The sequence below is a fragment of the Pseudomonas sp. YA1 genome, from assembly GCF_058680555.1.
This window is the reverse complement of record NZ_JBZWBG010000008.1, coordinates 255,720-274,139: the sequence shown is the minus strand read 5'-3', so window position 1 is coordinate 274,139 and position 18,420 is coordinate 255,720. Positions and strand designations below refer to the sequence as shown.

23 protein-coding genes are annotated in these 18,420 nt (G+C 68.1%); 5 read left to right on the top strand and 18 right to left on the bottom strand.

Translation table 11 applies throughout. From position 1 onward, the window contains the following. Positions 1-9: 9 nt before the first annotated feature. Positions 10-1,377: an APC family permease gene (locus AC4OR5_RS13880; RefSeq protein WP_003158277.1), complete on the bottom strand. Its 1,368-nt coding sequence runs from the start codon at positions 1,375-1,377 to the stop codon at positions 10-12. Between the two features lie 199 nt (positions 1,378-1,576). On the opposite strand from AC4OR5_RS13880, the gene AC4OR5_RS13875 reads away from it, so the two are divergent. Then, positions 1,577-2,383: a helix-turn-helix transcriptional regulator gene (locus AC4OR5_RS13875; RefSeq protein WP_003449754.1), complete on the top strand. Its 807-nt coding sequence runs from the start codon at positions 1,577-1,579 to the stop codon at positions 2,381-2,383. A 3-nt stretch (positions 2,384-2,386) separates the two neighbouring features. On the opposite strand, the gene AC4OR5_RS13870 is transcribed toward AC4OR5_RS13875, so the two are convergent. The 10 genes from AC4OR5_RS13870 to ccmA form a co-directional block, all read right to left on the bottom strand. Beyond that, a complete protein-coding gene (locus tag AC4OR5_RS13870; protein ID WP_003087156.1) occupies positions 2,387-2,803 on the bottom strand; it encodes a hypothetical protein in 417 nt (138 codons plus the stop codon). 26 nt (positions 2,804-2,829) lie between these two features. Beyond that, entirely contained in the window at positions 2,830-4,053 is a 1,224-nt protein-coding gene (gene ccmI, locus AC4OR5_RS13865; RefSeq protein ID WP_003083145.1) for a c-type cytochrome biogenesis protein CcmI, read from the bottom strand. Then, the gene (gene ccmH, locus AC4OR5_RS13860; protein WP_058160343.1) at positions 4,050-4,517 is read right to left on the bottom strand and encodes a cytochrome c maturation protein CcmH; all 468 of its coding nucleotides are present in this window, start codon (positions 4,515-4,517) and stop codon (positions 4,050-4,052) included. The genes ccmI and ccmH overlap by 4 nt, the downstream gene beginning before the upstream one ends. Further along, entirely contained in the window at positions 4,514-5,056 is a 543-nt protein-coding gene (dsbE, locus tag AC4OR5_RS13855; protein ID WP_003083138.1) for a thiol:disulfide interchange protein DsbE, read from the bottom strand. The genes ccmH and dsbE overlap by 4 nt, the downstream gene beginning before the upstream one ends. A 3-nt stretch (positions 5,057-5,059) precedes the next feature. Further along, positions 5,060-7,033 carry a heme lyase CcmF/NrfE family subunit gene (locus tag AC4OR5_RS13850; protein ID WP_003107324.1) on the bottom strand — a complete coding sequence of 658 codons (1,974 nt, stop codon included), beginning with the start codon at positions 7,031-7,033 and terminating at the stop codon, positions 5,060-5,062. Then, positions 7,034-7,522 (bottom strand): cytochrome c maturation protein CcmE, encoded by a 489-nt coding sequence (gene ccmE / locus AC4OR5_RS13845; protein WP_003083137.1) that lies wholly within the window; start codon positions 7,520-7,522, stop codon positions 7,034-7,036. Continuing rightward, a complete protein-coding gene (ccmD, locus tag AC4OR5_RS13840) occupies positions 7,519-7,695 on the bottom strand; it encodes a heme exporter protein CcmD (protein WP_003083136.1) in 177 nt (58 codons plus the stop codon). Before ccmD ends, ccmE begins: the two co-directional genes overlap by 4 nt. Continuing rightward, positions 7,692-8,450: a heme ABC transporter permease gene (locus AC4OR5_RS13835; protein WP_003083135.1), complete on the bottom strand. Its 759-nt coding sequence runs from the start codon at positions 8,448-8,450 to the stop codon at positions 7,692-7,694. The genes ccmD and AC4OR5_RS13835 overlap by 4 nt, the downstream gene beginning before the upstream one ends. Before the next feature lie 122 nt (positions 8,451-8,572). Continuing rightward, complete coding sequence (ccmB, locus tag AC4OR5_RS13830) at positions 8,573-9,244, bottom strand: heme exporter protein CcmB (protein ID WP_003083130.1); 672 nt, start codon at positions 9,242-9,244, stop codon at positions 8,573-8,575. Next, positions 9,241-9,942 carry a cytochrome c biogenesis heme-transporting ATPase CcmA gene (gene ccmA, locus AC4OR5_RS13825; RefSeq protein WP_003140265.1) on the bottom strand — a complete coding sequence of 234 codons (702 nt, stop codon included), beginning with the start codon at positions 9,940-9,942 and terminating at the stop codon, positions 9,241-9,243. Before ccmA ends, ccmB begins: the two co-directional genes overlap by 4 nt. 285 nt (positions 9,943-10,227) lie before the next feature. Here ccmA and fliK point away from each other — a divergent pair, with 285 nt between their 5' ends. From fliK to AC4OR5_RS13810, 3 genes are all read left to right on the top strand, one after another. Then, positions 10,228-11,706, top strand: coding sequence for a flagellar hook-length control protein FliK (gene fliK / locus AC4OR5_RS13820; RefSeq protein WP_015503193.1), 1,479 nt, complete (start codon positions 10,228-10,230; stop codon positions 11,704-11,706). Continuing rightward, a complete protein-coding gene (locus AC4OR5_RS13815) occupies positions 11,703-12,038 on the top strand; it encodes an EscU/YscU/HrcU family type III secretion system export apparatus switch protein (RefSeq protein WP_003133180.1) in 336 nt (111 codons plus the stop codon). The genes fliK and AC4OR5_RS13815 overlap by 4 nt, the downstream gene beginning before the upstream one ends. 92 nt (positions 12,039-12,130) lie before the next feature. Beyond that, positions 12,131-12,517: a hypothetical protein gene (locus tag AC4OR5_RS13810; RefSeq protein ID WP_003111331.1), complete on the top strand. Its 387-nt coding sequence runs from the start codon at positions 12,131-12,133 to the stop codon at positions 12,515-12,517. 44 nt (positions 12,518-12,561) lie between these two features. Here AC4OR5_RS13810 and AC4OR5_RS13805 read toward each other — a convergent pair whose 3' ends face one another. From AC4OR5_RS13805 to AC4OR5_RS13790, 4 genes are all read right to left on the bottom strand, one after another. Further along, on the bottom strand, positions 12,562-13,299 hold the full coding sequence (locus tag AC4OR5_RS13805; RefSeq protein ID WP_003087132.1) for an SDR family oxidoreductase: 738 nt from the start codon (positions 13,297-13,299) through the stop codon (positions 12,562-12,564). Between the two features lie 133 nt (positions 13,300-13,432). After that, positions 13,433-14,155: a purine nucleoside phosphorylase YfiH/LACC1 family protein gene (locus tag AC4OR5_RS13800; RefSeq protein ID WP_058160344.1), complete on the bottom strand. Its 723-nt coding sequence runs from the start codon at positions 14,153-14,155 to the stop codon at positions 13,433-13,435. 59 nt (positions 14,156-14,214) lie between these two features. Further along, positions 14,215-14,631, bottom strand: a complete 417-nt coding sequence (locus tag AC4OR5_RS13795) for a hypothetical protein (RefSeq protein ID WP_003087127.1) — start codon at positions 14,629-14,631, stop codon at positions 14,215-14,217. 90 nt (positions 14,632-14,721) lie between these two features. Next, positions 14,722-15,693 (bottom strand): helix-turn-helix transcriptional regulator, encoded by a 972-nt coding sequence (locus tag AC4OR5_RS13790; RefSeq protein ID WP_019485668.1) that lies wholly within the window; start codon positions 15,691-15,693, stop codon positions 14,722-14,724. A gap of 108 nt (positions 15,694-15,801) precedes the next feature. Between AC4OR5_RS13790 and AC4OR5_RS13785 the strand changes: the two genes are divergently transcribed. Next, on the top strand, positions 15,802-16,488 hold the full coding sequence (locus AC4OR5_RS13785; RefSeq protein WP_003133197.1) for a glutathione S-transferase family protein: 687 nt from the start codon (positions 15,802-15,804) through the stop codon (positions 16,486-16,488). Between the two features lie 27 nt (positions 16,489-16,515). Here AC4OR5_RS13785 and AC4OR5_RS13780 read toward each other — a convergent pair whose 3' ends face one another. From AC4OR5_RS13780 to AC4OR5_RS13770, 3 genes are read right to left on the bottom strand one after another with little or no spacing between them, the layout of a single operon-like run. After that, the gene (locus AC4OR5_RS13780; protein ID WP_017001822.1) at positions 16,516-16,923 is read right to left on the bottom strand and encodes a DUF2802 domain-containing protein; all 408 of its coding nucleotides are present in this window, start codon (positions 16,921-16,923) and stop codon (positions 16,516-16,518) included. A gap of 30 nt (positions 16,924-16,953) precedes the next feature. Then, entirely contained in the window at positions 16,954-17,433 is a 480-nt protein-coding gene (locus tag AC4OR5_RS13775) for a chemotaxis protein CheW (protein WP_003083098.1), read from the bottom strand. 45 nt (positions 17,434-17,478) lie between these two features. Next, entirely contained in the window at positions 17,479-18,369 is an 891-nt protein-coding gene (locus AC4OR5_RS13770; protein WP_003087116.1) for a CheW domain-containing protein, read from the bottom strand. Positions 18,370-18,420 lie beyond the last annotated feature (51 nt).

Below are 18,420 nucleotides of genomic sequence, written 5' to 3'. Positions count from 1 at the left end.
ACTCCTGTTTCAAAGCTTCTGGAACGCCGGACTGAGCTTGCCGTAGGTGCAGTAGAGAATCACCGACACCGCCAGCAGTCCGACGATGATCATCACGTCCCTGGCCGAGGCCGCCAGGAACAGGTTGAGCAGCAGGTATCCCGCCCCGCTCGCCGCCAGCAGCGCCGGCAGCGGCCACAGCGGCATCCGGTAGGGATGCTCGCGGTCGCGCCGCAGCACCCGGCTGAACAGCGCGCAGAGGGCGACGATCAGGTAGACCATGACAATCAGCAGCACGGTGAACGAGGTCAGTTCGGCCAGGTTGGAGCTGAAGCTCAGCGCCGCCGAGGGAATGGCGAGGAACAGCGTGGCCAGCCAGGGCGATTCCCAGCGCGGATGGATACGGGTGAAGGCACGGTTCAACGCCGGCATCCAGAGCGCGTCGCGACCGCTGCTGAAGATCACCCGGGCGCTCTGGATGACGATGGCGACGATGGCGTTGAACACCGAGAGGAAGATTCCCGCGCTGACCAGGCGCGACAGCGTCTCGTTGCCATGGCTGTTCAACAGGTAGCCGATCGGATCGGGGCTGGCGAGCATCGCCGGGAGCGACGGCGCGCCGATCAGCAGCGCGGCGAGCGGGACGATCTCGATCAGCACCACCAGCGCCAGCGACCAGAGCACCGCACGATGCACGCTGTGGCCGCCGTCCTTCATGTCCTCGGCGAGCAGCACCGCGCCGCCGAAACCGTTGTAGGAGAACAGCGCGGTACCGACCGCTCCGATCACCAATGCCCAGGGTGCGATCGCCAGCAGCCCGCCGTCGCCGACTACCTGCGGCTGCAGCAGGACGCTCGCCGGCTGCTGCGCATGGCCGAAACCGAGGCCGACGATCACCAGCAGCGCCGCCACTTCCAGCAGCAGGCAGGTGCCCGTGACCCAGGCGTTGACGCGGATGTTGAGGATGCCCAGCAGGTAGCTGAAGGCAACGATCGCCAGGGCCACGGTCTGCGCATCGAAGTGGGTGCCGAGGGCAGCGTTCAGGTAGGTCGCCGCGCCGGTGGCGAGCACCGGCGGGATGAACAGCAGCATCGCCAGCACCGTGAGGAAGGTGGCGTAGCCGGCCAAGCCGCCGAACACCCGCTTGGCGTAGACATACTCGCCGCCGGCGGTGCTGTGCGCCCTGCCCAGCTCGGCGTAGCAGCAGGCGAACATCAGCGCCAGTACCCCGGCCAGGGCGAAGGCCCAGAAGGCGCCGGTGCCGGCCTGCTGGATGGCGAAGGGGGCGATGACGAAGACGGAACTGGCGGGAGTGACCGCGGAAACGGTGATGGCGACCACGTCGAACACGCCCAGGGTGGGTTTCAGCGCGCTTTCGGGCGCGGGGGAAGAGCTCATGTCGTTGTCCTCTGATTGTTATTGAAGTGAGGCAGTAACGGAGACTCGCGGCGGCCCCCTGCCGGGGCGCTGGTTATGCGCCGACTCTAGGAGCGCGGGGCCGGCGGGCCAATCACCCTTTGGGGTTACGCCCCTTGACGCGGCGGGTGGAAAAGCCGCAAACCGGAGCCTGCGAAAACCCACCGTGGAGCGAATACGGATGCACACCCTGTTCCGGGACATCGGCATGCACGCCAGCCTGGGCCGCGCCATCGAACAGATCGGCGGCAACCGCTTCTGGAAGCAATTGATCCTGCTGCTGCGCCAGCACCTGCCGTTCGACAATGCCCTGGCGATCTTCTACCCCGCCAACGGCGTGCCGGTGGCCCTGGAGGAATACGACGCCGAACCGCAGGCCGGGCCGGCCTCGATGCTCGCCTACCTGAACGGGCTGTACCTGCTCGACCCCTTCTACCAGGCTTGCCGGGAAGGCCTGGCCAGCGGCCTGTACCGCCTCGAGGAGATCGCCCCGGACCATTTCCGGCAGAGCGAGTACTACCTCAGCTACTTCCACGACAACGTTCTGGAGGACGAGGTGCAGTTCATCCTACAGGTGCCCGGCCAGGGCGCGCTGTCGCTGTCGTTGGGCATGCAGCGGATATTCGCCGACGAGGAATGCGGGATGCTAGGGCTGCTCTCGAGCTGGGTCCTGGCGCTGATGCAGCAGCACTGGCAGCAGCGCAGCCAGCGCCTGTTGCCGGCCGCACCGCAGGAAGAGATGGCCACGCAGATACGCGACGCCCTCAGCCACTTCGGCGCCAGCGTGCTATCGGAACGCGAGCTGGAGATCGCTCGCCTGATCCTTCGCGGCTACTCGTCGAAGGCCATGGCCGAGCGCCTGGCGATCTCGCCGGAGACGATCAAGGTCCATCGGCGCCACCTGTACGCCAAGCTGGACATTTCCTCGCAACCGGAACTGTTCTCGCTGTTCATCCAGTCGCTCGGGCACGACCCGGAGAACCCCTAGGGGTCATGGATTGGCGTAGCGCCGGCTGAGACCGGGCGGGATGCCGCGGGCGTCGGTCTCGGTCCAGGGACCCTGCGGGCTGGTGGACCAGAACCAGCCGCCGTCCCAGCGGTAGTAGGTACGCTGGCGGTAGTAGAGATCGCGCTCGCCGCGGATCACATAGACCCCCAGGCTGCCGTCCCAGACGCCCTTGCCGCCTGGCGGCGGGGCGAACTGCGGACGCGAGCGGCTGGGCTGCGCCGGAGTCTGCGGTTGCGGGGTGATGCGCGGCGGGGTGGCGCCGGGCGCGCTGGACGGACCGGGCTGCGGCTGGCTCTGCGGCGGCAGCGAGGCCGGCGGTTCGCTGGTCTGCGGCGGATGCACCACGCACCCGCCGAGACCGCCCAGGAGAATCGCCAGACCCAGATACTTCGCCTTCACCGCCGCACCTCCCCAACCGATTGTCGTTATGGCCGGGCCGCCTGGGGCTGGTCCGGGCCGTCGATGGTCAGCGCTTGCGCCGACGACTGGGCAGTAGACAACGGTTTGCCGCGTCCGATCCACTCGCCGGAGATGGCGTTGCCGGCGCGGGATACCCGCGCGACCAGCTCGACCTGCGGGAAACCGCTGAGCTTGAGCTGCGGCATCATGGCGTCGGCATCGCTCAGGCTGACCTCGGCCGGCAGGTCGGCGACGGTCAGGCGCTTCACTGCCAACGGCATCGGCGGGCCGCCGACGGCGCGGGCGAAGACGAACACGCTGTCGTCGGCCTTGACCTGGCCCTTCACCGCGTCGCTGATATCCACCTTCACCGTCAGGGTCACCCCGGCGGCAGCGGGCGCGGCCGGCGCCGGCGGAGTCTGCCCGGCCTCGGTCATGCGCTCGCGGGCGCGCTGGATGCCGCCCTGGATCGCCGAGCGTGCCGGGTCCTCGTTCGGCAACACCGACACCAGGCGCTCCCAGAAGCCGATGGCGTCGGCGTAGCGCTGCTCTTCGAAAGCGGCGATGCCGAGCAGGCCAAGGGTGGTCACTTCGGCCGGGTCGCCCTTCAGCGCCTCGTCGGCCAGGGCCTTGATCTGCGCGGTCATTTTCTTGCCACCGGAGAAATACAGTGCCTGCGCCCACTGGCCGAGCACTTCCGGCTGCCGCCCGCTGAGTTCGGCGGCGCGTTCGAAGGCCCGCGCCGCATCGGCGCCGCGTTCCTGGGTCATGTAGGTGCGACCGAGGAAGTACCAGCCCTGGGCGGAATCCGGCTGGGCCTGTACCGCGCGCTCCAGGCGCGCAGTCATCTCTTCCATGGAGTGCGGCGCCTGGGCGAATTCGCGGGCCAGCTCGACCTTGTCGCTGGCGCCCCAATGCAGGTACAGGCCGAGCGCGACCAACGGCACCAGCAGCGCCGCGACCAGCGGGACCGCCCGGCCCAGGCGCGAGCTACGCTCTTCGCCGCTGCCCTCGGTGTCGGCGAGCAGTTCGCGGGCAGCCTCGGCGCGGCCATTCTCCAGTTGCTCGGCGGTCAGCGTGCCGGCGGCCTGCTGGCCGGCCAGCTCGGCGATCCGCTCCTGATAAAGCGCGACGTTCAGGGCGGTACGGTCTTCCTCGGCCTGGGCGCGACGGCCACGCAGCAGCGGAATCAGCAGGAATGCCAGGGCCGCCAGCAGCAGCAGGCCGGCAGCGAGCCAGAAATCGATCATTTGTCGTTCTTCAACAGGTTGGCGAGGCGCGCTTGCTCCTCGGCGGACAGGGTGGTTTGCACCTTGGCAGCGGTGCGCCGGCGGCGCAGGACGATCACGCCGATCACCAGCACGCCGAACAGCAGCAAGGCGCCCGGACCGAACCAGAGCAGCCAGGTACGCTCGTTGACCGGCGGCTTGTAGCGAACGAAATCACCGTAGCGGGCAACCATGTAGTCGACGATCTCGCCGTCGCTCTTGCCCTGCTGCAACTGGCCGTAGATCTGCTTGCGCAGGTCGGCGGCGATCGGTGCGTTGGAGTCGGCGATGTCCTGGTTCTGGCACTTCGGGCAGCGCAGTTCCTGGGTCAGGTTGCGGAAGCGCTCGCGCTCGGCGTCGCTGGCGAACTCGTAGGTGTCGATGGCGGCCTGGGCCACGCCGCAGAGGGCGAGACCGAGCAGCGCGGTGGCGAGGAAACGCTTCATCGGGCCTCCGGCTCGTCCAGCAGTTGCTGGTACAGCGGCGCCAGTTGCTCGCGCCAGACTTTCTGGTCGACCACCCCGACGATCTTGTGGCGGATGATGCCCTGCTTGTCGATCAGGTAGGTTTCCGGCGCACCGTACACGCCTAGGTCCAGGCCCAGGGTGCCGTCGGCGTCGCTGATGCTCAGCAGGTAGGGATTGTGCAGCTCGTTCAGCCACTTGATGGCGGCGGCGTTGTCGTCCTTGTAGTTGATCCCGTAGATCACCACGCCCTGCTCGGCCAGCCGGGTCAGTTCCGGGTGCTCGACCCGGCACGACGGGCACCAGGTGCCCCAGACGTTGACCAGCGCCGGCTTGCCCTTGAGGTCGGCCTCGGTTAGGCGCCGGGCCGGGTCCTGCACGCTGGGCAGGTCGAAGGCCGGGAACGGCTTGCCGATCAGCGCCGAGGGCAGCTCGCTGGGGTCCAGCCAGAGGCCGCGGAAGAGGAACACCGCGACGATCAGGAAGATCCCCAGCGGCAGCAGCAGAATCGCTCGTTTCAAGACTCAGGCTCCCTGACCGGCGAGGCCCAGGGCCTCGCGTACACGTGTTTTCACCTTCACCCGGTAGCGCCGGTCGAGCGCCGCCAGGGCGCCGCCGAGGCCCATCAGCAGGCCACCGAACCAGATCCAGCGGACGAACGGCTTGACGTGCACGCGCACCGCCCAGGCACCGTTCTCCAGCGGCTCGCCGAGCGCCACGTAGAGGTCGCGGGTAAAGCCGGCATCGATCCCGGCCTCGGTCATCATCGAACTCTGCACGGTGTACAGGCGCTTCTCCGGATGCAGGGTGGCGATCTCCTTGCCGTCGCGGCTGACGTGGATGCTGCCCTTGTCCGAGGTGTAGTTCGGCCCTTCGTGGTGCTTCGCGCCGTCGAAGAGGAAGTGGTAGCCGCCCAGTTCGACGGTGTCGCCGGGCGACATGCGCAGGTCACGCTGGGCGCTGTACTGGCTGCTGAGGACAATGCCGATGGCGCACACGGCGATGCCCAGGTGCGCCAGTTGCATGCCCCAGTAGCTGCGGGTCAGGCTGCGGGCGCCGGCCAGCACGCCCTTGTGCCGGGTCTTGTCGAGGAAGTCGCGGAAACCGGCCAGGACCACCCAGGCGGACAGCAGGAACACCGCCAGCACCGCCCAGTTGAAATCGCCGAAGTACATCGAACCGGCCGCCGCCAGGACCGCGCTGGCCACCAGCACCGGGGTCAGCATGCCGAGCAGCCAGCGGCTCGGGGTGTCCTTCCAGCGCACCAGCACGCCGACCGCCAGGGCCGCCATCAGCGCCGCCATCAGCGGCAGGAACATGGCGTTGAAGTACGGCGGGCCGACCGACAGCTTGGCGCCGCTGAGGGCATCGAGCAGCAGCGGGTAGAGGGTCCCGAGGAGGATCATCGAGGCCGCCACCACCAGCACCAGGTTGTTCAGCAGCAGCAGGGTCTCGCGCGACCACAGGGCAAAGCCGACCTGGCTCTTGACCACCGGCGCACGCAGGGCGAACAGGGTCAGCGAGCCACCGACCACCAGCAGCAGGAAGGCGAGGATGAACACCCCGCGCTCCGGGTCGGAGGCGAAGGCGTGCACCGAGGTGAGCACGCCGGAGCGGACCAGGAAGGTGCCCAGCAGGCTCAGGGAGAAAGCGGCGATCGCCAGCAGCACGGTCCAGCTCTTGAACACGCCACGCTTCTCGGTCACCGCCAGCGAGTGAATCAACGCGGTACCGACCAGCCAGGGCATGAAGGAGGCGTTTTCCACCGGGTCCCAGAACCACCAGCCCCCCCAGCCCAGCTCGTAGTAGGCCCACCAGGAGCCGAGCACGATGCCGATACCGAGGAAGGCCCAGGCCACCAGGGTCCAGGGCCGCGACCAGCGCGCCCAGGCGGCGTCCAGGCGGCCGCCGAGCAGTGCGGCGATGGCGAAGGCGAAGGCCACCGAGAATCCGACGTAACCCATGTAGAGCATCGGCGGGTGGACGATCAGGCCGACGTCCTGCAGCAGCGGGTTGAGGTCGTTGCCGTCCATCGGGGTCTGCGGCAGCAGGCGGCTGAACGGGTTGGAGGTGATGATCAGGAACAGCAGGAAGCCGGTGCTGATCATGCCCATCACCGCCAGCACGCGGGCCAGCATGACCTCCGGCAGTTGCCGGGAGAAGATCGACACGGCGAAGGTCCAGCCGCCGAGGATCAACGCCCAGAGCAGCAGCGAACCTTCGTGGGCGCCCCAGACGGCGCTGAACTTGTAGTACCAGGGCAGCGCGCTGTTGGAGTTGCCGGCCACGTAGGCCACCGAGAAGTCGTCGCGCAGGAAGGCCCAGGTCAGGCAGCCGAAGGCGAAGGCGAGGAAGGCGAACTGCCCCCAGGCCGCCGGGCGCGCCAGGCTCATCCACTGGCGGTCGCCGCGCCAGGCGCCGACCAGCGGCAGGCTCGATTGCACCAGGGCCAGGCAGAGGGCGAGGATCAGGGCCAGGTGGCCGAGTTCGGGGATCATCTACTTGCCCTCCTGGTTGTACGAGGTCTCGCCGGCGGCCTTGCCGTTCTCGTAGTGTTTCAGTTGGCCGCTGTCCTTGAGCGCCTTGGTGACTTCCGGCGGCATGTAGTTCTCGTCGTGCTTGGCCAGCACTTCATCGGCCACCAGCACGCCGTCGCCGCCCAGCTTGCCGAGGGCGACGATGCCCTGCCCCTCGCGGAACAGGTCGGGAAGGATGCCATGGTAGGCGATGGTCACTTCCTTGGCGCCGTCGGTGACCACGAAGCGCACGTTCAGCGAATCCTCGCTGCGTTGCAGAGAACCCTTTTCCACCAGGCCGCCGGCGCGGATGCGGGTGTCGGTCGGCGCTTCGCCGTTGGCGATCTGGGTCGGGGTGTAGAACAGGTTGATGTTCTGTTGCAGGGCCGATAGCGCCAGGCCCACCGCGGCGCCGACGCCCACCACGATGGCGAGGACGATGATCAGACGTTTCTTGCGGACCGGATTCACTGCTGGGCCTCCCGGCGCAGACGACGCGCCTCTTCTTGCAGGTAGCGGCGCCGGGCCAGCAGCGGCTCGGCGACATTGATCGCCAGCACCAGCAGGCTGATGCCGTAGGCCGACCAGACGTAGGGACCGTGATGGCCCATGGCGAGGAAGTCGCCGAACGATTCGAAGCTCATCGTGCCTTCTCCACCAGGGCCTTCACCTCGGCTTTCGCCCAGGCGGTGCGGGACTCGCGCTTGAGCACTTCCAGGCGCATGCGCACCAGCAGCATGGCCGCGAAGAAGCAATAGAAACCGAGGACCATGATCAGCAACGGCAACCACATCTCCACCGGCATCGCCGGTTTCTCGGTGATGGTGAAGGTGGCCGGCTGGTGCAGGGTGTTCCACCACTCCACCGAGTACTTGATGATCGGGATGTTCACCACGCCGACGATGGCCAGTACGGCACAGGCCTTGGCCGCGCTGTCGCGGTTACTGATCGCCTGGCCGAGGGCGATGATGCCGAAATAGAGGAAAAGCAGGATCAGCATCGCCGTCAGGCGCGCGTCCCAGACCCACCAGGCGCCCCAGGTCGGCTTGCCCCAGACGGCCCCGGTAAGCAGCGCGACGAAGGTCATCCAGGCGCCGATGGGGGCGGCGCACTGCACCGCCACATCGGCGATCTTCATCTTCCAGATCAGCCCGACGGCACCGGCCACGGCCAGCATGACGTAGCAGGACTGGGCGAGGAAGGCCGCCGGCACATGGATATAGATGATGCGGAAGCTATTGCCCTGCTGGTAGTCCGGCGGCGCGAAGGCCAGCCCCCAGACGCAGCCGGTGACGATCAGCAGCGCCGCCGCCACGGCGAACCAGGGCAGCCAGCGGCCGCTGATCTCGTAGAACCACTTGGGCGACCCAAGCTTGTGAAACCATGTCCAATTCATCATCAGGCTCTGTTTACAGGGCTCTTTGGAAATACCGGGCAGGCCTTCCGCTGCCAGCCCGGGTCAAGCGTGGGCGGCGCAGCCGCCCGGTACCGCACGCCCGCCGATGCCTTCGGCGGGCGGACTCACTCGCCTACGCTGATCTTCAGGCCGGCAGCGATGGCGAATGGCGTGAGTGTCAATGCTAGCGCCGTCAGGCTCGCCAGCCACAATAAATGTCCGCTGCTGGGCAGTCCCTGCAACGAAGCCTGCAGCGCCCCGCTACCGAGAATCAGCACCGGGATGTACAGCGGCAGGATCAGCAGCGCCAGCAACAGGCCGCCGCGCTTGAGGCCCACGGTCAAGGCCGCGCCGACGGCGCCGAGCAGGCTCAGCACCGGCGTACCGAGCAACAGGGAAAGCAGCAGCACCGGTATGCAACGGGCCGGCAGGCCCAGCATCAGCGCGAACAGCGGCGACATCAGGACCAGGGCCAGCCCGGAAAACAGCCAGTGTGCCAGCACCTTGGCCAGCACCAGAAGAGCCAGGGGGTGCGGCGAAAGGACCCACTGCTCCAGAGAACCGTCCTCGAAATCGCTGCGGAACAGCCCTTCCAGCGAGAGCAGCACGGCCAATAGCGCCGCCACCCAGACCAGGCCGGGCGACAAGGTTTGTAGCAATTGGCTTTCCGGCCCGACCGCCAGGGGGAACAGGGCGATGACGATGGCGAAGAACACCAGCGGGTTGGCCAGCTCCGCCGGTCGGCGGAACAGCAGGCGCGCCTCGCGCGCCAGAAGCAGGCTGAAGACGTTGCTCATGCCGGATCGCCCAGCGCCGGCTCGACCGTCGCGCCGCTGGCCGCCTTGAGCGCACCGAGGTCCAGCTCGCGGTAGCCGGCGGGCACCTGCTGCAGGCTGTGGTGGGTGGTCAGCACCACCATCCCGCCGCGCTGGCAATGCCCGGCCAGGTGCGCTTCCAGTTGCGCCACCCCCTGTTTGTCGAGGGCGGTGAAGGGTTCATCGAGGATCCACAAGGGCGGTGCGTCCAGGTACAGGCGGGCCAGCGCCACGCGACGTTGCTGGCCGGCGGAAAGGGTGTGGCAGGGAACGTCCTCGAAGCCACGCAGGCCGACGTCGGCCAGGGCCTGCCAGATCGCCTCGCGGCTGGCCGGCTGGTGCAGCGCGCAGAGCCAGGTGAGGTTCTCCTCGGCGCTGAGCAGGCCCTTGATTCCCGCGGCGTGGCCGATCCACAGCAGGCTGCGGGCCAGTTCGCCGCGCTGTTCGGCGAGCGGCCGGCCGTTCAGGCGGACTTCCCCGGCGGTCGGCTGCATCAGTCCGGACAGCAGGCGCAGCAGGCTGGTCTTGCCGCTGCCGTTGGGACCCACCACCTGCAACATCTCGCCGGCGGCCAGGCGCAGGTCGAGGCGCTCGAACAGCATGCGCCAGTCGCGCTCGCAGGCGAGCCCGACGGTTTCCAGCAAGGGGCTGGCTGTGGGGACTTCAGCAGGATCGGACATCGAACAACATCGCCAAGCGTCTCTCCTCGTCGCGGCGCCGGAGGCCTTCACGGAACAGACCCTAAAGTCGGGATAAACACGGCCGCTATACTGGTGACGACGCGGCCAGCCTGTTTGACAGGCGCGGCATTATACACGCCCTTCCCCAGCCTCAGCAGGGTCGTTTAAGACAGGTTGTTACCCATGCCAGCCGAGATAGGCGCTTCCCCATCACTACCCCCGGTTTCCGCCCCGCGCCCGCTGCCGCCGGCGCAATCGCAGGGCAACGCCCAGGCCGACGCCGAGATGACCCTGAAGCTGGTGCAGACCCTGGCCGGCCTGCTGGGCGAAGGCGAGTCGGGCAAGGCCGAGGTGCTGGCGGTCAAGGAAGGCCTGGCGAACAATTTCCAGGTCCTGCTCAAGCTGACCCTGGCGAACAGCGGGCAGAGCCTGGTGGAAGTGCAGAGCAACCGGCCGCTGGTGCCGGGCAACCTGCTCAACGTCAGCGCCACCAGCAGCGCCAGCGTGGTTGCCACCCTGCTCGACAGCATGGCCGGCGCTGGCCCGCTGAGCAGCCTCGACCTGGAGCAACTGCCGCCCGGCACCCTGCTCCAGGGCAAGGTCCTGTCCAGCACCGCGCTGCCGGCGGACAAGGCCCAGCAGGTGGTCTACCGGGTCCTGCTGAACCTGCTCAACACGCCGCTCGCCGGCAGCAAGCTGAGCCTCGACTCGCCCCAGGCGCTGCCGGTCGGCAGCCTGCTCACGGCGCTGGTGAAAAACAGCCAGCAGATCGACTTCCTGCCGCTCAGCGGACGCCTCGACCAGCTTGCGCTGGGCCAGCAACTGGCCGGGCAGAGCGCCCGCCAGGCTTCCCTGGAAGGCCTGTTCGCCGCCCTGCAGGGGCTGAACGGCCGCAACGACCTGCCGGACAGCCTGCGCCAGGCCGTGGAGCGCCTCTTCGCCGGCCTGCCGGAGGCGCAGAAGATGGGCGATTCCAAGCTGCTCGGCCAGGCCCTGCAGCAGAGCGGCCTGTTCCTCGAGGCGCGCCTGATGCAGGGCGCCACCGATCATCTCGGCCAGGACCTGAAGGCCAACCTGTTGCGCCTGTTCGCCCAGCTGTCGCCGCTGCCGCCGACCGGCGCCCAGGCGCCGGGCATGTTCGCCGGCAACACGGCGAACCTGGCCCAGGCGCTGCCGGCCTTTGTCCGCAACGCCCTGGGCAACCTGGGACAGAGCGCCAACAAGACCCAGGCACTGAACTTTCCCCTGCCGAGCAAGGTTCTCCAGCTGTTCGACGAGGACATGGAGCTGGAGTCGCTGCTGCGCCTTGCCGCCGCGGCGATCTCCCGCCTGCAGACCCATCAGTTGTCGAGCCTGGCGCAGACCAGCACCCTGCCGGATGGCACCCAGCTGGCGACCTGGCAGATGGAGGTGCCCATGCGCCATCAGCACTCGGTGGTGCCGTTGCAGGTGAAGTTCCAGGAAGAACAGCGCAAGACCGGCGAAGAGGCCCGCGAAAGCCTCTGGCGCGTCGAACTGGCCTTCGACCTGGAGCCGCTGGGACCGCTGCACGCCCAGGCGACCCTGCTGCGCGGCAGCCTGTCCAGCCAGCTTTGGGCCGAGCGCGACGCGACCGCGCGGCTGGTCGAGCATGAACTCGGCCACCTGCGCCAACGCCTGCGCGACGCCGGCCTGACCGTTGGCGAGATCACCTGCCAGCGCGGCCGCCCGCCCCAGGGCCCGCGAGCGACCATCGAACAACGCTGGGTAGACGAAACCGCATGAACAGAAAGCAGTCACCCGCCCCGCGCCAGGCCATCGCCCTGAGCTACGACGGCCAGGCCGCGCCGACCCTTTCCGCCAAGGGCGACGCCGAACTGGCCGAGGCGATCCTGGCCATCGCCCGCGACTACGAGGTACCGATCTACGAGAACGCCGAGCTGGTCCGCCTGCTCGCCCGCCTGGAACTCGGCGACGCCATTCCGGAAGCGCTGTATCGCACCATCGCCGAGATCATCGCCTTCGCCTGGCACCTGAAAGGCAAGTGTCCCGAGGGATTCGCGCCGGACGCCGCGGATGGCGACGAGATGCTGCTGCTCGGCGGTCCCGGCGACTGAGCGGACCCGCCACACGTCGAAACCGAAGCGCCGGAACCGGAATCCGCGAGAGCGGTCCCAGCACAGTCCACCTGCCACTTCCCAGGCCGCCCATGCCCTCGCCAAGCCCCTTCCTCCTCGCCGCCCTGCTGCTTATCGCCAGCCATGTCCAGGCCGCCCCGGCCATCCTCGGCGACGAGGAAAAGGATGCGATCATCGATCGGCACCGGCTGACTCCGGAGTTCCGCATCAATCGGCAAGCCAAGGTACGCCATCACGAAGGAACCATCGACCGCGTGGTCCTGCTTCAGGATAGGGACCGCTTCACCTACCGAAGCTACCTTCGCGACGACCAGAAGGAGCCTGCCACCTTCTGGATCCTGGAGTTCGACGCACGCAGCGGGAAACGGCTGAGCGAACGCCAGACCGATGAGGACGACTATTGGCGTAGACGCGACGCCGACTCGCAACGGGCCGACAGCGGCGAAAGGAACCGATAGATAGCGCAGCCGAAACCTTCGACACGTCGTCCCGGTACAGCGGCTCAGGCAAAACCGCCGTTGACCCGCAGCACCTGGGAGTTGACCCAGGCCCCGTCCGGCCCGGCGAGGAAGGACACCGCCGCGGCGATCTCGTCCGGCTCGCCGAGACGCTCCAGCGGCGCCAGCCTGGCGATCTGGTCGATCTGCTCGGCGCTCTTGCCGTTGAAGAACAGCTCGGTGGCCACCGGGCCGGGCGCCACCGCGTTGACCCTGATGTCCTGGCCGCGCAACTCGTTGGCCAGCACGTGCACCAGCCCCTCGACCCCGGACTTGGACGCGATGTACGGACCGTAGCTGGGCAACGCCCGGGCGATCACGCTGGTGGACAGGGCGATGATCCGTCCGCCGCGCTCGACATGCCGGGCAGCCAGGCCGAGCACGATGAAGGCGCCGCGCAGGTTGGTGCGGATCACCCGGTCGAAGCCCTCCAGGTCGCCATCGGCGATCTTCAGGTAGGGCATCGTGCCGGCGCTGTTGACCACCACGTCGATGCGACCGAAGGCGCCCCTGGTGGCTTCGAACAGCTTGTCCATGTCCTCCGCGCTGGCCACGTCGCCCTGCACGGCGATAGCCGCGCCGCCGGCGGCGACGATTTCGGCCACGACCTCGTCGGCCATGGCCTGGTTGCCGGCATAGTTGACCGCGACCGCGAAACCGTCGGCGGCCAGCCGCCGGGCAATGGCGCGACCGATGCCGCGGGAGGCGCCGGTGACGATGGCGGCTTGGGTGATGTCAGGCATGCTGGGACTCTCCTGGAATGAGCGTGGCGACAGCCACGCATCGACAAGAAAAGTCTAGAAGCCGGCTATTGGCGGATAAACAGCCGACAACCGTCATGACTATCCAGGATTTCCGGACAATACCGATACGCGGTCACGGCTTGCGCGCGATCCAGGCGTACTGCTGGCGCTTCTCCTCGCCCAGGCGCTGGCGTCGGCGATGACTGGCGAACGCATCGCCGGAACAGTAAGTGCAGACGGCGCTGGCTTCGATCTGCGCCGGCCCGACGCCGGCGGCCTGGAACAACTGGCGACAGAAGGCCACCAGGTCCAGCCAGGCGCCCTGCTCCGCCTGCCTTGGCTCGGGCGGAGCGAACCGGGGCGGCCGCTCGGGGAGCGGACGACGCTGGCTCCAGGGCGGCGCCGCGCCCTCCCAGAGGCGGCCGTGGCCGACCTGCAACGCCTCGATGAACCCGGCACTCACCTCGTAGCAGCAGGCTTTGATCCCGGGACCGATGGCGACCCGGATGTCCGCGCTGGCGACGCCGCGCGCATTGAAGCGCGCCACCGCCGCGCCGACGATACCGGCGACGAGCCCCTGCCAGCCGCCATGCAGGGCGGCCACCACCCGACCGTCGCGGCTGCTCATGAGAATCGGCAGGCAGTCCGCGGTGACCACCGCGACCGCCAACGGCCCTTCGCTGAAGACGCCGTCGGCGGCATGCCGTCCCGATTCCGACAGCGAGCGCGCCTCGACGATCTCGGCGCCATGCACCTGCCGGCAATGGAATATCCGCTCGGAGAGTGCCTGGCCGGCTTGCTGGAAGCCATGCTCGATGCCTTCGATCGCCTTGAGGATGTCGGCCTGGACGGTCATGCGCTGTCTCGCCATGGAAGGTTGGAAAACGACCTTACCTCATCTTCCCGGGAGCCGCCTCAGGCGATGCCGCGCAGGAGGTCGGGGCAGCCGCGATCACGCTTGATCAACGCGGCCAGGGCGACCTGGCCCAAAGGCCGGTCGGACACCGCGCCGATGCTCAGGCCATGGCCTCTGCTCCACTCGAACAACAGGCGCTTCTCGCGGCAATCGAGTTCGCCCACCAGCAGGAAGCGCCGGATGCTGCCGCTGCGCCCCAGCATCGCCAGCGTACCCTTGCAGCCCTGGTCCAGGCGGAATCCGTCGTAGAGGAAATAGTCGTACGGGTAACCCTGGTCCAGGGAGCGCCGCAGCTCCCGTCGGTCCAGGCACAGGCTCAGGTGGAAGTAGCCGCAGCGGTTGAACAGCGCTCCGTACCTGAGCAGACGGCCGGGGTTGGCGCACAGCACCATGGCGCGCAGGGGTATTGCAGGCATCCTTGTGGCCTCCTGGAAACGTGCTGGTTGACCAGGACCGATTCTAGAAAGCGGCAGCCGCGCAATTAATAGGACTTTTCCTCTAAATGCCTACCTGTGATCCGAAGCTTCCTCCTGGCCCAGGTTACGCAGGACACGCTCGGCCTGGCGCCTCAACGGCTCGCGCAACTCCAGCGGCTGCCTGACCTCGAAGTCGAACGGCAGGCCGCACAGGCGCCGGGCGAACCAGTCCAAGTCGTCGGTGCTGGCGCGCAACAGCGTACCGCCATCGACCTCGGCGAGCAGACCGAGGGGCTCGCCGAGCACCGCGACCACCTGCTCCCTCGCCGCCCGCATCAGGATTTCCACCGGGTAGGCGCGCGGCATCCGGGCGAAGCTCTCCCGCAGGTGGCGGAGGGTATCGAAATCCGCCGGTCGCTCGAAGCGCTCCGCCAGCATGCGCGGCGCGTCCAGGCGATCGAGACGGAACGAGCGCAACGCCTGGCGCAGGTGGCAGAAACCGCTGACGTACCAGCAGCCGTTGCGATAGGCCAGGCCGTAGGGATCGAGTTGGCGGAGGGTTTCGGCGCCCTGCGGGTCGCGATAGCGGAACTCGACCCGCGCACGGACCTGGGCGGCTTCGGCGAGGGTCGCCAGCGCCGCCACACTGGTTCCCGCCCGGGCGCGGGCCAGGTCCAGGCTGGCGGTCTCGCGGAGCGCCACGAGGCGCCGCCGCAGCGCATCGGGCATCACCCTGCTCAGCTTGGCCTGCGCGCTTTCCAGGGCCAGCTCGCTTTCGCCCAGGCCGAGACTGCGCACCGCCAGCAGGCCGAGGGACACGGCCAGGGTTTCCTCCGCGCTGAACATCAGCGGCGGGAGCTTGAAACCGGCCACCAGGCGGTAGCCGCCATGGCGTCCGCGCTCCGCCGAGATGGGAATGCCCAGCTCCTCGAGGGCGACGATATAGCGACGCAGCGTCCGTCCATCCACCTCCAGGCGCCTGGCCAGCTCGCTACCGCTGAGCTGGCCGTGGCTCTGCAGCAGTTCGAGCAGGGCGAGCACGCGCACCGTGGGCTTGGACATTTTTCGATCCACCGGAAAAATCAGGACCGAATATAGCCTATATCACCCCTACCCTGCGTTCAGCCCGGTTGCGATGCGCAACGTGCGTTACCTGAACGGAGATGGAAAATGGAACCTGTACTGTTTTATGGCGTACCCCACGGCTGTTCCTTCGGCTCGATCGTGGCCCTCGAGTGGCTCGGCCGCCCCTATCGCCTGTGTCGGATCGAGATGCCGCTGGAGACCGGCGAGCGCACCTACGTGCGCCTGAACCCGGCTCGCCAGACGCCCACCCTGCTCCTGGAGGACGGCCGCGCGCTCAGCGAAAGCCTGGCCATTCTCCAGCACCTGGCGGCGCGCGACCTGTGCAGGAAGCTCGGCTATCCGCAGGGCAGCGCCGAGTTCGACGAACTGAACTTCGCCCTCGCTCTCCTGCATACCGAATGCCATTCGGCCTGGGGGGCCCTGTTCTATCTGGAGGACGCCGACGCAACCACGACGGCAAGGGCGCTGGCGCGCGCGGCGCGAGCCTATGGCCGGATCGACAAGCTGCTCGGCGACCGCAAGTGGCTGGCCGGCGAAGGGCCGAGCGTGGCCGACGCCTACCTCGCGGGTACCGCTCGTTGGGGACGGGAGCTGGGCTACTTCGACCTGCAACACGACTTTCCGCGCCTACATCGACACCTGGAGAAGCTGGAGCAGGACCCGGCGGTGCGCTTCGCCCATGCCATCGAGGATCGCCTGCCGGCGCAGAGCTGCGGGGAGTTCAGGGGAGAGGTGACACTGGCAGAAGTGGCGAGCCGCCTGCTCGCCTGAAAAGCGCCAGCGCCGGGTCGGTGGCCGTCACTTGCCCTTGGCTTCGTGCAGGCGCGCCACCAGCTCGGCCTCGGCCTGCGACAGCCCGCAGGCCTGGGTCAGGTCTTCGGCGCTGGCGCCGAGCCCGACCAGGCGTGCGGCCTGGCTGAACGACAGCGTGGTCGGATCGCGCTGCTCCAGGCGCGCGACCCGGTCGGGAAGCGGCGCGAGTTGCTTGCCGAGGTCCTGCAAGGCCTCGCCCATGCGCACGTTGACCTGCTGGTAGGACTCGATGCGCTTGCTCAGCTCCTTGAGCCGGCGCTCGCGCGCCGCGCCCTCCTCCGCCTGCTGCGCCAGCGCAGCTTGCAGGCGGCGCAATTCACGGCGCAGCCACAGGCACGCCGCCGCCAGGCCGAGGCAGGCGGCGACCGCCAGTGCCAGCGCGACGACCTCCATCTCAGCAGGCCCTCGTGTCGGTCGAACGCATCAGATGCTGCCCAGCTCCGACCATTCTTCCTCGGTCATCATCTTGTCCAGCTCGACCAGGATCAGCAGCTCGCCGTTCTTGTTGCAGACGCCCTGGATGAACTTGGCCGATTCTTCGTTACCGACGTTCGGCGCGGTCTCGATTTCCGACTGCTTCAGGTAGACCACCTCGGCGACGCTGTCGACCAGGATGCCGACCACCTGCTTGTCCGCCTCGATGATGACGATCCGCGTGTTGTCGCTGACCGGCGCAGGGTCCAGGCCGAAGCGCTGCCGGGTGTCGATCACCGTGACCACGTTGCCGCGCAGGTTGATGATGCCCAGCACGTAGCTCGGCGCGCCCGGCACCGGGGCGATCTCGGTGTAGCGCAGCACCTCCTGGACCTGCATCACGTTGATGCCGTAGCTCTCGTTGTCCAGGCGGAAGGTGACCCACTGCAGGATCGGATCTTCGGCGCTTTGCGCGGTGGCTTTGCTCATTCCCCTAACCTCTCGAAAACCGCCGCAAGCGGCGGAAGCTGTCTATCAATGGTCGCCGTGCAGGCGCTTGACGGCGCCGCTGGCGATCAGTTCGGCGAGCGCCGCCACATCCAGCAGCGCACACATGTGTTCGATGACCGTGCCGGCCAGCCAGGGCCGCTGGCTACGCTGGCTGCGCCATTTCACCTCGGCCGGGTCGAGGCGGATCGAGCGGCTCACCTGGTGCACCGCCAGCCCCCACTCGTAGCCCTGGACCGAGATCACGTACTTGAGGCCGTCGCGATAGTCGTCGCGGTAGCGTTCGGGCATCACCCAGCGTGCGGTGTCCAGCACCTTCAGGTTGCCCGCCTGCGACGGCAGGATGCCGAGGAACCAGTCGGGCTGGCCGAACAACGGGGTCAGTTCCTGGTTCTCCAGCGGATAGATCGAGCCGAGGCACACCAGCGGCACCGCCAGGGTCAGCCCGGCGACGTCGAACAGCAGGCACTCGAAGGGCTCCGCCGCCCAGGCCGGACGACCGTCGTCGAGCAGCGGCAGGTCGAGCAGCGCCGGCTCGCTGGCGCTCGCCGGGGCGCTCGGCACGCGCAGTTCGATGACCTCGTGGGGCCGTGGCTCGACCGGCAGCTCGCGCAACGTCGTCGGTTCGTCGAGCAGGGCCGCCGGCGCCGGCGGAACCAGGCGCGCATCGCGGACCTGCTCCTCGAGCACCGCGGCCTCGAACTCGTCGAACCCGTGGTCGACCGGCAGCGTTTCCAGCGCCGGGGCCGGTGTCGCCACTTCGGCGACCGCCAGCGCGACAGGCTTCAACGGCGCGGGCGCAGGCGCTGGCGGCGTCTCGACGGGAGGTTCCAGGTCCTCGAAAGTGGCCTCCTGGAGCAACGCATCCAGGTAGGACTGCAAGGCCAGTTGCGAACGGGTGGCGGTGGCGGCGCTCATGTGGGTATTCCGCGACAGGGGTCTACAACGGTTATCGGCCGCACTCCGGTG

Coding starts and splice junctions, on each gene's coding strand:
- AC4OR5_RS13880 (WP_003158277.1), bottom strand. CDS start 1,377: ATGAGCTCTTCCCCCGCGCCCGAAAGCGCGCTGAAACCCACCCTGGGC.
- AC4OR5_RS13875 (WP_003449754.1), top strand. CDS start 1,577: ATGCACACCCTGTTCCGGGACATCGGCATGCACGCCAGCCTGGGCCGC.
- ccmI (WP_003083145.1), bottom strand. CDS start 4,053: ATGATCGATTTCTGGCTCGCTGCCGGCCTGCTGCTGCTGGCGGCCCTG.
- ccmH (WP_058160343.1), bottom strand. CDS start 4,517: ATGAAGCGTTTCCTCGCCACCGCGCTGCTCGGTCTCGCCCTCTGCGGC.
- AC4OR5_RS13850 (WP_003107324.1), bottom strand. CDS start 7,033: ATGATCCCCGAACTCGGCCACCTGGCCCTGATCCTCGCCCTCTGCCTG.
- ccmD (WP_003083136.1), bottom strand. CDS start 7,695: ATGAGCTTCGAATCGTTCGGCGACTTCCTCGCCATGGGCCATCACGGT.
- AC4OR5_RS13835 (WP_003083135.1), bottom strand. CDS start 8,450: ATGATGAATTGGACATGGTTTCACAAGCTTGGGTCGCCCAAGTGGTTC.
- ccmB (WP_003083130.1), bottom strand. CDS start 9,244: ATGAGCAACGTCTTCAGCCTGCTTCTGGCGCGCGAGGCGCGCCTGCTG.
- ccmA (WP_003140265.1), bottom strand. CDS start 9,942: ATGTCCGATCCTGCTGAAGTCCCCACAGCCAGCCCCTTGCTGGAAACC.
- fliK (WP_015503193.1), top strand. CDS start 10,228: ATGACCCTGAAGCTGGTGCAGACCCTGGCCGGCCTGCTGGGCGAAGGC.
- AC4OR5_RS13815 (WP_003133180.1), top strand. CDS start 11,703: ATGAACAGAAAGCAGTCACCCGCCCCGCGCCAGGCCATCGCCCTGAGC.
- AC4OR5_RS13810 (WP_003111331.1), top strand. CDS start 12,131: ATGCCCTCGCCAAGCCCCTTCCTCCTCGCCGCCCTGCTGCTTATCGCC.
- AC4OR5_RS13805 (WP_003087132.1), bottom strand. CDS start 13,299: ATGCCTGACATCACCCAAGCCGCCATCGTCACCGGCGCCTCCCGCGGC.
- AC4OR5_RS13800 (WP_058160344.1), bottom strand. CDS start 14,155: ATGACCGTCCAGGCCGACATCCTCAAGGCGATCGAAGGCATCGAGCAT.
- AC4OR5_RS13795 (WP_003087127.1), bottom strand. CDS start 14,631: ATGCCTGCAATACCCCTGCGCGCCATGGTGCTGTGCGCCAACCCCGGC.
- AC4OR5_RS13790 (WP_019485668.1), bottom strand. CDS start 15,693: ATGTCCAAGCCCACGGTGCGCGTGCTCGCCCTGCTCGAACTGCTGCAG.
- AC4OR5_RS13785 (WP_003133197.1), top strand. CDS start 15,802: ATGGAACCTGTACTGTTTTATGGCGTACCCCACGGCTGTTCCTTCGGC.
- AC4OR5_RS13780 (WP_017001822.1), bottom strand. CDS start 16,923: ATGGAGGTCGTCGCGCTGGCACTGGCGGTCGCCGCCTGCCTCGGCCTG.
- AC4OR5_RS13775 (WP_003083098.1), bottom strand. CDS start 17,433: ATGAGCAAAGCCACCGCGCAAAGCGCCGAAGATCCGATCCTGCAGTGG.
- AC4OR5_RS13770 (WP_003087116.1), bottom strand. CDS start 18,369: ATGAGCGCCGCCACCGCCACCCGTTCGCAACTGGCCTTGCAGTCCTAC.